Source organism: Johannesbaptistia floridana, assembly GCF_057440575.1.
Genome location: NZ_JALKVM010000255.1, coordinates 17,287 through 31,162, shown reverse-complemented (window position 1 = coordinate 31,162; position 13,876 = coordinate 17,287). Strand labels below are relative to the sequence as shown.

Below are 13,876 nucleotides of genomic sequence, written 5' to 3'. Positions count from 1 at the left end.
ATGAGTTAAAGAATTAATGCTAAACCCTCTGCCTCAAAGCCTCGAAAAGGATAACCTTTGTACCTCACAAGAATGGGAACTGCTATAGAACCGTTTTTTTGCCAACTGACTTTCAAAAAAATCACGGTTTAAGCGTATCAGCGATCGCCCAAATTATCCCCAGACATTGAAGTACAGCACAACCGTGCCTAACACATTATCATTAAACATGATTTTTTCTCTCTAACTTGATCATTTCTGCTTCTCATTCTCTTCTTTTATCTCTGAAGAATTTTTTTGTTAAATTTTATGTATTTAATATAACGGGAATTTAAGAAAACTTAGTAAAAATTATCATCATCTTTCCGCCTTCAAAGGAGACTCAAATAAATGAGTTTTCCCTGAAAATAATTTAGTGCAAAAGTACTGGTTTTTTGCTCTTGCATCTTTACTCAAAGTTACTGATGGCGGTGAAATGAGGGAATTGCAGTGCGACCAGTAAATGAGTGGGTTTTGATGCGAGTGATATGATCTAAGCTGTTTCTAACCAATCCCACATTTTTTCTAATTGGCATAAAGTAATTAAACCATACTGCCATAACACCATCGGCAGTAAACTAATACTAGTACTTTCTGAAGTCTGACGCAGGGCAAATTTAACTGAATCTGACGAAATAGCTAAGTCTTTGAGCAAAAATTGAATAAATTGATTATTAGTTTTTGAAGTCATGAGCTTTATTTTTTAAATTCTATTTTTATAAACTAGTTGCATTAAATTAAATTTTTCTGAGTATTATGTGAAAATCAACTGAGTTTTAACTTATTTTCTAGTAATGAGATATAATTTTTATCCGTATACTCAACTAGTGATCAATGATTTTATATAAGTTTATATAGAAAATATATCAATGTTAAAAAATTTTACAATCTACCGATTTTAATATTGATAGAAAATCCGAGATAAATACCTAGAGATAAAGCGAAAGAATCCCCATCTAGAAATCGCCATATTTCTAGATGGGGTGCGTTTACTCAGACCCTCGCATCTTTACCTAATGTTACTGGTGGATGAATAATGAGTTTTGAAGTTTTGAAGTTTTGAAGTAATGAGTTAAAGAATTGATCCTAACCTATTAAACATTGATTCTCGCTTGTTGGCGAATTTCAGTACTTTTTTAGGAATGCTTTGGTCTAAGTTTAGGAAAAAAGGTTATATTTACCAGGCCATAACAGGTTGTGCTAAAGCTGATACTTTTACTTGTTGGTTTTCATCTAAATCCACAACAGCAACGTCTCCTGATTGGATTGTTTTAGCTAAAATAGCCTCAGCTAAACTATCTTCTAGTAGTCGTGTCAAAGCACGACGTAAAGGACGAGCCCCATAACTTGGTTGATAACCTTCTTGAACAACTAATTCTTTGAAAGGTTCAGTAACACGCAGGGAGATTTGCTGCTGAGATTCGAGGCGATCGCTGATTTCTTGTAAAAGTAGATCGGCGATTTTTTTAACCTGAGAAGTAGTCAGAGTGCGGAAAACAATAATTTCATCGAGACGGTTAAGAAACTCAGGACGAAAATACTCTTTTAACTCTTCGTTAACTAGATTACGAATTTGATTGTATTCTGCTTCTTCTTGATTAGTGATAGATTGGAAGCCCAAACCAGTGCCGCCTTTTTCAATAACTTTAGACCCTATATTAGAGGTCATAATCACTAAAGTGTTGCTAAAATCCACCTGGCGACCTTTGGCATCAGTGAGACGACCATCATCTAGAAGCTGTAACATTAAATTAAATACATCAGGATGAGCTTTTTCTATTTCATCAAAGAGGAGAACAGAGTAGGGTTTGCGTCTAACAGCTTCCGTAAGTTGTCCACCTTCGTCATAACCCACAAATCCTGGAGGAGAACCAATCAGCTTAGATACGGTATGAGCTTCCATATATTCTGACATATCCAGACGAATCATCGCCTCTTCTGAACCAAATAGGAGATTGGCGATCGCCTTAGTCAGTTCAGTTTTTCCTACCCCTGTTGGACCTGAAAAGAATAAACTAGCTATAGGACGATGAGGGGATTTTAACCCCACTCTAGAGCGACGAATTGCCCTTGCTACTGCTTTTACTCCTTCTTCCTGACCGATGACTCGCTCTTGTAGTCTTGCTTCTAGATTAAGAAGTAGGTCAGATTCTGATTCTGTCATCTTGTTGACTGGTATACCTGTCCAATTGGAGAGAATCTCGGCTATTTCATTTTCACCTACCACTGGAACTAGAGATTGGGGGTTAATTACGGTTGTCTCTTTGAGCTCTTCATTTTCTACTTTGCTTTGTAGAGAATGTCTAATGTGGCTACGAGATCCCGCTTCATCAATTAAGTCAATCGCCTTGTCTGGTAAATAGCGATCTGCAATATAGCGCTCAGAAAGTTTAGCTGCGGCCATAATTGCTTTTGGTGAATACTTAACTTGATGGAACTCCTCATAAGTAGGGGCTAATCCTTTGATAATCTCTAAAGTATCCCCTAAAGATGGCTCATTTACCATCACCTTTTGGAAACGACGTTCTAAGGCCGCATCTTTTTCTATATACTGGGTATACTCCTTGAGTGTGGTAGTTCCCAAGCATTGTAATTCTCCTCGTGCTAGGGCAGGTTTGAGCATATTAGCCGCATCCATGCTTCCCCCAAGGGCACCAGCGCCGACTATTGTATGGATTTCATCGATAACTAAGATAATTTCACCATTTTGGCGAACTTCTTCCACAATACCTTTGAGACGTTCTTCAAATTCTCCTCTAAAGCGAGTTCCTGCTAGGAGTAAGCCTATATCTAAGCTAATTACCTGTTTATTGTGAAGTACTTCTGGTACTTCACCTGTAACGATTCTCTGAGCGAGTCCTTCGGCGATCGCTGTTTTTCCTACTCCAGGCTCACCCACCAATACTGGGTTATTTTTGGTACGACGTCCGAGAATTTGCACAACTCTGGTGATTTCTTGATCCCTGCCTATTACGGGGTCAATTTTACCCTCTTTAGCTAGAGCAGTTAAATCTTTACTATAGTCTTTTAAGCTACCTTTTTTGGCACCTACATCACCAAATAGGGTATCTCTACCACCTGCTGCCACAGGAGTTGCTTCTCCTGCTTTTTTAATTAATTTGACACGTAATTCATTTAAATCGATGCCTTCTTTCACTAGTGCTTTAGTAGCAACAGCATCACTATCTTTAATCATTGATAGGAGAATGTGCTCTGGCGCTATATAGTTTTGTCCTAGTTTTTGAGCTTCAGGAAAAGCTTGTTCAAAAATTACTTTGACTTTGGGGGTAAAGGGGATGTTAGCCGGGCTGAATCCAGAGCCTTTGCTAGTCATCTTGTTAATAGTGTTTTTAATACTATTTAGTTTAATTCCTAACTCTTGAAGGGCTACTGCGGCATTGGAAGTATCCTCGCCAATTATACCCAGGAGTATGTGCTCGGTGCCTACTAGATTTTGTCCGACACTACGAGCTTCTTCTTGAGCTAAGATAACCGCTTTTATTGCTTTTTCTGTAAAATATTCAAACATGAAATTTATTTAACAATTCTTTACATTATGTTTTTAGTCTATCCTAAAAGGAGAAGTGGTGCATGGGGTAAAAGCCGTAATTAAGGTTACTATGAGCAAAATAATCCTTATTAAAAATTCTTATGGTTAGGTTGCCAAGACTACGTTATGACAGAGGAACATTAATTTTACATCCGCCACCACGGGGCAAAGAATGGTTAGATTTTGCTACCTGGGACGATCGCATTGAAAAATTTCGTATTCCCGGTATCTATTACCGCCCTTTGGTGGAAGCATTAAAAGCTAGTAAAACAGAATTTATCGACGAAGCTTCAGAATTTTTTTCTTTAGAATTAACCTCTAGTATAGAAATTACCCCCTATATACATCAACAAGAAGCTTTACTCAGTTGGAAACAACATGGCAGAAAAGGGGTGGTAGTATTACCTACTGGTGCCGGAAAAACTTACTTAGCACAACTGGCTATGGAGTCTACACCCAGAACAACTTTGATTATCGTACCGACTCTAGATTTAATGCAGCAATGGTACAGCAAAGTTATGACCATGTTTCCAGAAGCCCAAGTAGGATTATTGGGGGGAGGTTCGCGCGATCGCACTCCAATTCTCATAGCAACCTATCACAGTGCGGCGATTAATGCCTCTAATTTAGGGAATCACTACGCCTTTTTAATTTTTGACGAATGCCACCACCTACCGAGTAGTTTTTTTCGAGTGATTGCGGAAGAGGCTATTGCTCCCTATCGTCTCGGTTTAACGGCTACCCCCGAAAGAAGTGATGGCAATCATCGGGATTTAGATACTTTAATTGGCCCCATTGTCTATCGCAAAAGAGTTGATGAACTTGCGGATACTGCCTTAGCTAAGTATAAAATTGTTCAAATCAAAGTAAAACTATCCCAGGAAGAAAGAGCGAGATATGAACAAGCAATTCAAACTCGTAACAATTTCTTACGTCAATCGAATATTTCTCTAGGAAGTTTAGAAGGTTGGCAGCTATTTGTGAAAGCTAGTGCTAAATCTAGTGCAGGACGCAGAGCAATGTTAGCCCACCGTGAGGCTAAAGAAATTACCTCTGGCACGGATGGCAAGTTACGCACTTTAGCTGATTTAATTACCCAACATTATCCCGAACCCATTTTGATTTTTACCAATGACAATGCTACTGTTTACCGTATTTCTCAAGAATTTTTAATTCCAGCAATTACTTATCAAACACCAGTCAAAGAACGTCATCAAGTCTTAACATTGTTTCGCCAAGGGGAATATAAAAGTTTAGTTGCGTCTCATGTTTTAAACGAAGGTGTAGATATTCCCGAAGTCAAAATTGCTATTATTTTATCTGGTACCAGTTCTACTAGAGAGTATGTACAAAGACTTGGTCGTATCTTACGTAAACAAAAAAATAATAAACTAGCGATTCTCTACGAAGTTATTGCCGAAAATACCAATGAAGAGGGGGTATCAGCCCGCAGACAAAGCCAAACCCAAACATCTAAACCATCACCCAGACAACTAGAAATAGTTCCTGATTCTCAAGAATTAGAATATGATCTGCAACCAGGTTCAACACCCAAAGCCGCAGAAAGTTCTAATAATTGGGAGGCAGATTGAACTCAGACCAAAGCATCTTTACACAAAGTTACTTGTGGTGGATGAATAATGAGTTTTGAAGTAATGAGTAATGAGTAATGAGTAATACGTCTTGAAGTAAGAAGTCTTGAAGTCTTGGAGTTTTGGAGTAATGGGTTTTGGAGTCTTGAAGTCTTGAAGTCTTTGAGTAATGAGTAAGAGAATTAATGCGATCGCGCTTAAAAATTGATTCTCGCCTCTTGGTCTATTCAGTACTTTTTTAGGAGTGCAAGATATGAGTATAAAGGATAGCTAGAGGAGATCGCCTAATTCTTGTAAAATTTCATAATAATCCTCGATAACGAATAAAGACTAAAATAGCTACCCAAGAACCTAAAGCGACCTTTACAGCTACAACAATATTCATAAGAGGAATCCAACCACCACTCATCAAAGAACCCAATTTTCCTTGGGGTAATTCTAAATTCAACATAGTCAAAACTGCTAAAACAATAAAAATCAGCACCAAAGCCTTTTCCCAAGTAGCCGCGTAAGTACGTTCATAAATAGACTCCATCAGCTTCCCGGAAGAAGTAATAGCAACCAGACCAATTGCTGTTCCTCCCGCTACGCCTGCGGCAAAGCCTCCTCCAGGACTTAAATGTCCTCTGATGGCTAATTCTACACTAACTAAGGCGGAGATTGTAGCCCCCAATCTTGCTAACACAATGGAGGGGGGATCGCTAAATTGGCGGATTCTACAATATGGTAGTTCATTGGCGAGAAGAAAACGTACACCCATGATGGCGATAGTGAAAACTACTACCTCGAAGATAGTGTCATAAACTCTATTTCTAAAAATCACCCCTGATACTGCATTAGTCACGCCACTATCTTCTACAATTAATTCAAAGGTAGAAATTAACTCTGAATCAGGCTTTAAACTTGGAAATAATAGCATCTTGATAAATATAGCTATTCCCGAGGCGATATAAATCCACTTCATCATTATTATTATTTCTCCAGAGATTGATTTACATAGGTTAAGGTCGAATAAGCGCTTAAAGCTTCACTTTGCATCAGGTTATATAGACGTTGAACCCGAGTTTGAAGGGAATAAAATGGTGTTGATACTTCTTTAGTCTCAGGTTGAGTTAGAACACAGGTTGTATGAATTTCTTTACTCTCTAAGGCGCTTTGCAAAGCTTGAACATCTTCATAAGGGACTATTTCTAAACGTAGATGATACTTACTTAAACTAGTTCTCAATGCCAACAGCAATTCCTTAAAAGACTGTTCATTGGCTGTGGTTTCTTCTTTCTCATCCATTAATACGCCAAGACGCATACTCAGAGAAGAACGTACCGCTACAGCATAGAGGGTAATAGATAACATCGTACCCACTAAAGCTTCTGTTAGGGCCACATCCGCTGCCCCAAACATGGCATAAACTAGCGCTGCCACTGCCCCTAAGATACCACGAATCACTAAAGCATGGTAGGGATTAACTTGAGAAACAACCATAGAGGCTGTCACAAAAAATAACATGGTAATCCCTATCAAGTAAAAATCTTCACTCATATTTCTCTCCATTTCTAGAACAATAAGCTAAAACATATCCTAAGACTGTGTTCCAAATTGCCAGGGAAATTAACCCGAGAATTAACAATGGCCATTCTCGGGGAATCTTTAAGAGTAATCCTGCTATAATACTCATGGAACCGAGAGTATCAGACACTGATAGAGTATGAAGTTTGAATAACACAGAGCGATCGCCAACTAAGGGTAAAGTACCCCAAAGCCAAAAAAACAGACCCAAACCCATACAAAAATAGCTTAAAATATCAATCATAATTGATTCATCCTTTTGATTACGTGGGCTAAAAGCATTAAAGCCGCATTTCCTACACTCAAGATTAGTATTCCTACTACCCCAATCATCCAGTCATCGCGAAAAACTGATATTACCAAAATCATAATGGAAGTTTTGGTGGCGATACTAGCGAAGGCCAACATCTTCTGCCAAATATTTTGATCTTGCCAAGCTTCGTAAATAGGAATCAAGAGCAATAAAATCATCAACAGGAGTACTATATTCATCTTTTCTTTTTCCTGCGCAATTGATGGACTTCATACCAACCATCTTCGTGATATTTCAAGACAATTGTTTTAGGAGTAAAAGTAATCAGAAAAATATCTAAAAAGATTAATCCTGCGGTCCGTCTTGGCTTCACTCTTTCCATGGTAATCTCTTCAGTATTATGGGGGCGAATCATAATTTCCAAGGCTTCCCAATAGGCAATAGGAATAGCGACAATAATTTCCCAAAATGTTTGTAACCAATCTTGCCAAGCACTGCGTCTAATCAAGCTTCGCGGTAACAACAAGCTAACGGCAACGCCGATAACTATATTAATCACACTAAAATCCGCAGTCAGGAGAAACCAAATTATCAATCTTAATAGTATATCTAGATATCCAATCATATCAACACCAATGAAAACAGCAGAATTAACAATAGACTCATCGTCCCAATTAGATTATCGAATTCTTCTAAAACTTTAGGCAGTTTTAGATTAACTTTCGGCAAAATCAACCAATAGACTAACCATCCTATGGCAATAATCAGCAAAGATTTAGTAATATTAGTCAGAGTGTATGCCTCTAGGTAGATAATATTACCAACAATTAATCCAGTTACTAATAGGGCGATCGCCAAGCAGAAACCTAAGGTTATTTTCTTACCTTTTTTCGTTTCTGGTTTGTCAAGACTATCATTTCCTTGCCTTAGATTTAAACTAGATATCAATGGTAAGAAAATCAACTTAGCCATAATAACTGCTGTCCCCACTGCGGCAATATTCAGAGCAGTTTCTTGCCAAGGAATTAACTGTTTTAGGGTATATGTCTTCGCTTCAAAGCCTGCTAACAGGGGAAAACCTGACACCGAAAGACCAGCTACTACTATGCCTATAGCTATAGGAGTAGGGATGATTTGAGAGCGCAATTTATCTAAATCCCGAGTAGGTAAATTTCCCACACTCAAAAAGAGTGATGTTTTAGCTAATCCATGACTCAGGGCGTAAAAACCTGCGCTTATTGGTGAAGCTAAGATCAAACCTAACTGTGAAATTGTGCTTAAAGCCAATAGACGTTTGGTATCTTTTTCAAAAATTCCATAACTCACCCCTATTAATGCTGTGCCTACACTAAAAATACCCACGAAGGGTTCTACTTCTTCAACAATTTCAGCGCAACGTAAAAGAGGAAAAACCCCGCTTTTAATTACTGTGCCTGAAAGTAGTGCTGATACTGGGGTTTCTGCTTCAGCGTGAGTTAGGGGTAACCAAAATCCTGAAACAAAAATTCCTCCTTTAGTTAAAAGTCCTAACCAGATTAAAGCTAGTGCCTCTGTTGAAGCTGTCTCTAATGCTGTTAAAGCAAATGATTGTTCTCCCTGATAAACTAAAATGGCACCGAGGAGATAAAATAACATCGCTGTGTTACTTATAAATAAATAGCGTAAAGCTACCCAAATTGCTCTATCTGTGCGAGGGTAAGCAATTAGTAAAAATGCGGCGATACTGATTACTTCTAGAGCTACATAGAAGCTGATTAAATCTGCACAAATAAATATGCCATTCACACTTCCATGCAAAATAATCATTTGTGTATAGAAAAAAGCTGTTTTCCCAGTCTGCCAACAGTATAAAATTACCCCTAGGGTTACTATGGCGTTATTTAAGATAAAGTACCCACTCAATGAGTCTATCGATAAGCTAACACCAAAATTGTCTATTAGCTTTAAATCTATATCCATCGGACTCAAGACTTGATTTAGTCCGTAGCCTAGGGAAAAAAGCGCTACCACTAGGGCAAGATAGCGATCTAGCTTAGGAAAAAGATAACAGACAAATCCGGCAAAAAAAGGCCAGGCAACCCAGGCGATCGTAATTTCACTCATCATTATTTATTAATTATTCTTCTCTATTTCACTAATTTCTAAGGTTGGATTGTCTCTTGCTATTTTCATTACTCCCACAAGCATCAATGCTTGAATCGAAAAGCCAATTACAATCGCTGTTAAAATAACCGCCTGGGGAACTGGATCTGCGTAGGCAATACCTTCTGCTTCCGAAACAATTGGTGTAAATAATCCTGTTCTTGATGCCACTAAGACATAGTAACTGATTACTCCAGTACTCATCACATCCATGGAAATGATTTTCATAATTAGATTTTTTTTGAGGATTATGCCAAAAAATCCACATAGTATTGTGGCAACGATGCAAGCTTTTAATACAGACATTGGTACCTAGATTATTTTTTAGTCAAGGTTTAAGGAGAATTAGTTTATCTCTCAGTTTTTTTTATTATATACTTTTTTCTATGAATATCAAGAAACCCATTGATTAATATCAAACTATAGTTCTATAAGTTTCTTGTGTATTTGCGGTGGCAGGTTTCAGGTTTCAGGTTTCAGGGGTTAGGTTTTTTAACTTGTATTATAATTAGATATGATTTACCTCCATAACAAGATAGCCGTTTTCTTTAACCCACATCAATATATCAGTACTTTTGTACTAAATCAACCCGAGAATAAGTATAAAAGCTTCCCGTAATGCGATCGCCTTCTTCTCCTGTTAATTTTTCATATTTAAGTTTTTTGATAAACAAAGATATTTCATCTGTGTTTTGAGATTGAATTTGTCTAACCAATGCCTTGACAGCTTTTTCATCCCATTGGTAATAAATGCGATCGCCTATATGTATATCTTTTCCTTCGCCAATATTTACGTTAAATTTAGCTAGTTGATAAATTATTTGTTCTTTGTCTGCACAACTAAGTAAATCAACTTCGATATTAATTTTAGTCGGTGTTGATTTGCCTACACAAGCAGCATCTAACCAATGAGTTTTAGGTAAATTTCGTTTAGTTCTATATGAAGTGAACATGTTATTCCCTCTCTGATTTTTTATCTGGAGAAGGTGGTATACCTTCAATAGCAATCAACGACTCAATAACTTCTCCTACTATTGGTGCTGCCACTGTACTTCCATAAGTGTGATAACCCTGGGGTTCATCTACTACAGCTACTACAACATAACGAGGAGCATTTGCAGGAACGATCCCGACAAAACTGGTAATTTTTGCTCTACTATCATAACCACCTCTAACTGCTTTTTGGGCGGTTCCTGTTTTTCCTGCTACCTGATAATCTGGGATATCTGCCGCTTGACCACTTCCTTCTGTAACTACCGTTGTCATCATTTCCAATACCTGTTCAGTGGTTTGAGATGAGAAGATTTTGCGCGATTGATAAGTTGGTTGCCAGTGCAGTTTATTATTATCATCTACTAGTCCTTGGATTACGTGAGGTGTGACTAGTTTACCCCCATTAGCCAGTACAGCATTAAGCTGTACTAATTTAAGAGGAGTTAAAGCAAAACCTTGACCAAAAGAGGCAGTAGCTGGTTCAATTTCTCTAACTAAAAATTCTACTTTTGGTTTCAGGTGTGATTTAATATCACTGGGTAAATCTACGCCTACTTTGTCTCGTAAACCTAGGTCTACTAGGTATTGATAGTAATCTTGGGCAGGAATCCGCTTCATTATTTCAATCATGCCCACATTACTTGATTTTTGCAAAATTTCAGCAATACTTAACCAACCATGACCACCTTCGGTATCGTAATCGTGGTTTCGTATTTCCCAAGATTCGATTTTAATTTTACCCTCATCGTATATTCTCGTATCGGCAGTAATTACACCCTTTTCTAGGGCGATCGCCACATTTATCGGTTTAAAAGTCGAACCTGGTTCATATAAATCTGTTACTGCCCAGTTTTTAAACAATTCTACTGGATAGTCATAATATTTATTAGGATTATAGGTAGGATTGCATACTAAAGCTAAAATCGAACCATCATTTACATCCATAACTATTACGGTACCGCGTTTAGCTCGATACTTTTGCATTTGTTTTTTTAATGCTGTTGTCGCCATTTTTTGGAGACGCAAATCCACAGTTAATTTAATTTTTAAATCATCTACTCGCATCAAGCCATCAGGTATATTTGTTGGTATTAATGTCCCTCGACCATTGGTATTGATACTTAGATTAGGGGGTGCCAGATTTGGCTGAATAATTGATTCTTGACTATATTCTATTCCTGCTTGTCCTTTGTGTTCTCTATCTACATAGCCAATTACTTCAGCTAATGTTGTTTCTTGAGGATAAAAGCGAGCATAGTATTCATTTAAATCAACTCCATTGATTCTTAGGTTTTTAATTTTTGTAGCTATATGTTCAGGTATATTCTTAGTAATCAGGATCCCTGTTTCTCTTAATTGGAACTTAGCCAGCAGTTCTTCTGCTGTATATTCTTTGAGGATATTAGCTAATTTTTCCGCAATAACTTGTGGTTCTTCAGTAAAAAATTTTGGATGAATATAGAGAGTATAAATTAATTTATCTGTGGCTAAAACATTGTTATCTCTATCTAAAATTTGTCTTCGTGGCAAGTATAGAGATAAAGATGTCATTTGTTGTTGTCTAGCTTTTTGTAATAATTCTGGTGCTTCGACAATCTGTAGGTGATATAGTCTAATACCTAAACCTAACATACCTAGTAACAGCAGACCAAAAACGATTGACAATCGCTGATGAGACTTAAAATCATTAATAAAATGTTGAGGTTTACGCTTCAGCTTGGGTTTACTTGATTTTGATTTTGATGGGCGATAATGAGATAGTTGCTTGATTTTTGCCATTATCAAAATAACCTGAATTTGTTCTGGCTAGATAACTATTTATTATAAAGCAATTCTCGTACTAGTGAGGTACAGAGGTGATCGCTTTAAGTTGATAGCCCTAAAACTTATTAGTGACAGCCTATTTTCGTCGCGATCGCCTCTTTAAAACTGACGCAAGTGATCTACTGAGTCTAAGAAAATCTGTCTAATTTAATCTAAAACTAATTAAAAGCTAAAATAAAAACAGATATAAATATGGCATTAGGAGTAAACAGCAACTGTGACGGTAAAACCAGATTGGCTGAGGGTAAAAGCACCTCAAAATCAACGTGTTGGCAATGTTAAAGATATTCTGAGAGATTTAAATCTCAATACTGTATGTGAAGAGGCAAGTTGCCCCAATATAGGTGAATGTTTTGCTGCGGGTACAGCTACTTTTTTAATTATGGGACCTGCTTGTACACGTGCTTGTCCCTATTGTGATATTGATTTTGAGAAGAAGCCTTTACCCCTCGATGCTACTGAACCTCTACGCCTAGCTGATGCGGTTAAACGTCTTAATCTCAATCATGTAGTTATTACTTCTGTGAATCGAGATGACTTACCAGATGGTGGTGCTAGTCAATTTGTCCGTTGTATTGAGCAAGTTAGAATCACCTCCCCTAAGACGACGATTGAGGTATTAATACCTGATTTATGCGGTAATTGGTCTGCTCTTAAAACGATTTTAGACTCTCATCCTGAAGTAGTTAATCACAACACAGAAACTATCCCAAGACTCTATCGCCGCGTACGCCCTCAAGGAGATTATCAGCGCTCCCTCCAGTTACTAAAAATTGTTCACGAATTGGCCCCAACTATCTACACTAAATCAGGTATCATGGTGGGTTTAGGGGAGAGCGATGCTGAGATACGTCAAGTTATGAGAGATTTACGGGGAATTAATTGTGATATTCTCACTATTGGGCAGTATTTACAACCTTCGGCTAAACATCTTGGGGTACAAGAATTTGTGACTCCAACTCAATTTGCCGCTTGGCAAGAATATGGTCAAGAGATTGGTTTTCTACAAGTAGTTTCTTCTCCCTTGACTCGTAGTTCTTATCACGCAGAGCAAGTTAGAGAATTGATGCGTGAATATCCCAAAACAGCAAACAGATAAGTTTCTAGTCCACTTCCCACCAACCAAAGGCCGGGCCAATTATTCTAATTGTTATCCAAAAAAATGCTAGAAAACCAATACCAATCCAAGCGCCTTTGGTGGTGATTTGATAAAATTGCTTAGCTTGAGTTTTGGTAATGGGTAACCAAGGTAAAATTGGTTGTTCTTTTCCGTATTGTTCGCCTAATGCTTGTTTACGACGTTTTGATTCACCCATAGCTGGAAAATATAACTGTTTTCATTACAAATTTAGCATATATAGCTTTACCAATTTTTTCTTTAATTATTTTTTATTTTCCTCTTGCTTTTTTAAAAAATCCTATGCTATACTTGAAAAGATGAAAACAAAGAGGGTCGCTAGCTCAGTGGTAGAGCATTCGGCTTTTAACCGACTGGTCCTGGGTTCGAGTCCCAGGCGACCCATATATCGAAAACTCAGATCTTGTATCTTTACCTAATGCTACTTGTGGATGAGTAATGAGTAATGAGTAATGAGTAATGAGTAATGAGTAAGAAATTATGAGTAATGAGTAATGAGTTAAAGAATTAATGCGATCGCGCTTAAAAATTGATTCTCGCCTGTTGGCCTATTTAGTACTTTTGTACTTGCGTGCTTTGGTCTGAGTAAACATTGATTCTCGCCTGTTGGCCTATTTAGTACTTTTGTACTTGCGTGCTTTGGTCTGAGTAAAATAAAATAAAACTTGAGAAAAACAAAATGAAGGCAGAAACTTTTATTAATAAGTCTCTGCTTTCTTTATTGCTTCTCAATTTTCATCTTTCCGCCCTCATGGAGACTCTCGCTAACCTGAGTACAGGTTAGCGATGAGAGGAAATGA

The 13,876-nt window shown here is 37.6% G+C and carries 14 protein-coding genes and 1 tRNA gene; 3 read left to right on the top strand and 12 right to left on the bottom strand.

Translation table 11 applies throughout. From position 1 onward, the window contains the following. Nucleotides 1–511 precede the first annotated feature (511 nt). Both MW688_RS15885 and MW688_RS15880 read right to left on the bottom strand, forming a co-directional pair. The gene (locus MW688_RS15885; protein ID WP_486736986.1) at nucleotides 512–709 is read right to left on the bottom strand and encodes a DUF2949 domain-containing protein; all 198 of its coding nucleotides are present in this window, start codon (nucleotides 707–709) and stop codon (nucleotides 512–514) included. 486 nt (nucleotides 710–1,195) lie between these two features. Beyond that, nucleotides 1,196–3,547: an ATP-dependent Clp protease ATP-binding subunit gene (locus tag MW688_RS15880; protein WP_486736985.1), complete on the bottom strand. Its 2,352-nt coding sequence runs from the start codon at nucleotides 3,545–3,547 to the stop codon at nucleotides 1,196–1,198. Nucleotides 3,548–3,669: 122 nt separating this feature from the next. Between MW688_RS15880 and MW688_RS15875 the strand changes: the two genes are divergently transcribed. Then, nucleotides 3,670–5,160 carry a DEAD/DEAH box helicase gene (locus MW688_RS15875; RefSeq protein ID WP_486736984.1) on the top strand — a complete coding sequence of 497 codons (1,491 nt, stop codon included), beginning with the start codon at nucleotides 3,670–3,672 and terminating at the stop codon, nucleotides 5,158–5,160. Between the two features lie 301 nt (nucleotides 5,161–5,461). Here the strand turns inward: MW688_RS15875 and MW688_RS15870 are convergent, their stop codons facing one another. From MW688_RS15870 to MW688_RS15830, 9 genes are all read right to left on the bottom strand, one after another. Next, on the bottom strand, nucleotides 5,462–6,124 hold the full coding sequence (locus MW688_RS15870) for a Na(+)/H(+) antiporter subunit B (RefSeq protein ID WP_486737039.1): 663 nt from the start codon (nucleotides 6,122–6,124) through the stop codon (nucleotides 5,462–5,464). A gap of 8 nt (nucleotides 6,125–6,132) precedes the next feature. Continuing rightward, the gene (locus MW688_RS15865) at nucleotides 6,133–6,699 is read right to left on the bottom strand and encodes a DUF4040 domain-containing protein (protein ID WP_486736983.1); all 567 of its coding nucleotides are present in this window, start codon (nucleotides 6,697–6,699) and stop codon (nucleotides 6,133–6,135) included. After that, a complete protein-coding gene (locus tag MW688_RS15860) occupies nucleotides 6,692–6,970 on the bottom strand; it encodes a monovalent cation/H(+) antiporter subunit G (protein WP_486736982.1) in 279 nt (92 codons plus the stop codon). Before MW688_RS15860 ends, MW688_RS15865 begins: the two co-directional genes overlap by 8 nt. Continuing rightward, entirely contained in the window at nucleotides 6,967–7,218 is a 252-nt protein-coding gene (locus tag MW688_RS15855) for a hypothetical protein (RefSeq protein WP_486736981.1), read from the bottom strand. The genes MW688_RS15860 and MW688_RS15855 overlap by 4 nt, the downstream gene beginning before the upstream one ends. Then, a complete protein-coding gene (locus MW688_RS15850; protein WP_486736980.1) occupies nucleotides 7,215–7,604 on the bottom strand; it encodes a Na+/H+ antiporter subunit E in 390 nt (129 codons plus the stop codon). The genes MW688_RS15855 and MW688_RS15850 overlap by 4 nt, the downstream gene beginning before the upstream one ends. Then, nucleotides 7,601–9,082 carry a cation:proton antiporter gene (locus tag MW688_RS15845; RefSeq protein WP_486737038.1) on the bottom strand — a complete coding sequence of 494 codons (1,482 nt, stop codon included), beginning with the start codon at nucleotides 9,080–9,082 and terminating at the stop codon, nucleotides 7,601–7,603. The genes MW688_RS15850 and MW688_RS15845 overlap by 4 nt, the downstream gene beginning before the upstream one ends. A gap of 9 nt (nucleotides 9,083–9,091) precedes the next feature. Beyond that, nucleotides 9,092–9,427 (bottom strand): cation:proton antiporter subunit C, encoded by a 336-nt coding sequence (locus MW688_RS15840; protein WP_486736979.1) that lies wholly within the window; start codon nucleotides 9,425–9,427, stop codon nucleotides 9,092–9,094. Nucleotides 9,428–9,687: 260 nt separating this feature from the next. Further along, the gene (locus tag MW688_RS15835; protein ID WP_486736978.1) at nucleotides 9,688–10,074 is read right to left on the bottom strand and encodes a hypothetical protein; all 387 of its coding nucleotides are present in this window, start codon (nucleotides 10,072–10,074) and stop codon (nucleotides 9,688–9,690) included. A gap of 1 nt (nucleotide 10,075) precedes the next feature. Then, a complete protein-coding gene (locus MW688_RS15830; protein ID WP_486736977.1) occupies nucleotides 10,076–11,893 on the bottom strand; it encodes a peptidoglycan D,D-transpeptidase FtsI family protein in 1,818 nt (605 codons plus the stop codon). A gap of 262 nt (nucleotides 11,894–12,155) precedes the next feature. On the opposite strand from MW688_RS15830, the gene lipA reads away from it, so the two are divergent. Continuing rightward, nucleotides 12,156–13,037 (top strand): lipoyl synthase, encoded by an 882-nt coding sequence (lipA, locus tag MW688_RS15825; RefSeq protein ID WP_486736976.1) that lies wholly within the window; start codon nucleotides 12,156–12,158, stop codon nucleotides 13,035–13,037. 4 nt (nucleotides 13,038–13,041) lie between these two features. On the opposite strand, the gene MW688_RS15820 is transcribed toward lipA, so the two are convergent. Then, on the bottom strand, nucleotides 13,042–13,254 hold the full coding sequence (locus tag MW688_RS15820; RefSeq protein ID WP_486736975.1) for a DUF2839 domain-containing protein: 213 nt from the start codon (nucleotides 13,252–13,254) through the stop codon (nucleotides 13,042–13,044). Between the two features lie 134 nt (nucleotides 13,255–13,388). Between MW688_RS15820 and MW688_RS15815 the strand changes: the two genes are divergently transcribed. Beyond that, nucleotides 13,389–13,460, top strand: a tRNA-Lys gene (locus MW688_RS15815). The last annotated feature ends 416 nt before the right edge of the window (nucleotides 13,461–13,876 follow it).

What these genes read in the sequence shown, in the direction of transcription:
- MW688_RS15875 (WP_486736984.1), top strand. Translation starts at nt 3,670, where the DNA reads ATGGTTAGGTTGCCAAGACTACGTTATGACAGAGGAACATTAATTTTA.
- MW688_RS15885 (WP_486736986.1), bottom strand. Translation starts at nt 709, where the DNA reads ATGACTTCAAAAACTAATAATCAATTTATTCAATTTTTGCTCAAAGAC.
- MW688_RS15820 (WP_486736975.1), bottom strand. Translation starts at nt 13,254, where the DNA reads ATGGGTGAATCAAAACGTCGTAAACAAGCATTAGGCGAACAATACGGA.
- MW688_RS15870 (WP_486737039.1), bottom strand. Translation starts at nt 6,124, where the DNA reads ATGAAGTGGATTTATATCGCCTCGGGAATAGCTATATTTATCAAGATG.
- MW688_RS15850 (WP_486736980.1), bottom strand. Translation starts at nt 7,604, where the DNA reads ATGATTGGATATCTAGATATACTATTAAGATTGATAATTTGGTTTCTC.
- MW688_RS15830 (WP_486736977.1), bottom strand. Translation starts at nt 11,893, where the DNA reads ATGGCAAAAATCAAGCAACTATCTCATTATCGCCCATCAAAATCAAAA.
- MW688_RS15840 (WP_486736979.1), bottom strand. Translation starts at nt 9,427, where the DNA reads ATGTCTGTATTAAAAGCTTGCATCGTTGCCACAATACTATGTGGATTT.
- MW688_RS15865 (WP_486736983.1), bottom strand. Translation starts at nt 6,699, where the DNA reads ATGAGTGAAGATTTTTACTTGATAGGGATTACCATGTTATTTTTTGTG.
- MW688_RS15880 (WP_486736985.1), bottom strand. Translation starts at nt 3,547, where the DNA reads ATGTTTGAATATTTTACAGAAAAAGCAATAAAAGCGGTTATCTTAGCT.
- MW688_RS15860 (WP_486736982.1), bottom strand. Translation starts at nt 6,970, where the DNA reads ATGATTGATATTTTAAGCTATTTTTGTATGGGTTTGGGTCTGTTTTTT.
- MW688_RS15835 (WP_486736978.1), bottom strand. Translation starts at nt 10,074, where the DNA reads ATGTTCACTTCATATAGAACTAAACGAAATTTACCTAAAACTCATTGG.
- MW688_RS15845 (WP_486737038.1), bottom strand. Translation starts at nt 9,082, where the DNA reads ATGAGTGAAATTACGATCGCCTGGGTTGCCTGGCCTTTTTTTGCCGGA.
- MW688_RS15855 (WP_486736981.1), bottom strand. Translation starts at nt 7,218, where the DNA reads ATGAATATAGTACTCCTGTTGATGATTTTATTGCTCTTGATTCCTATT.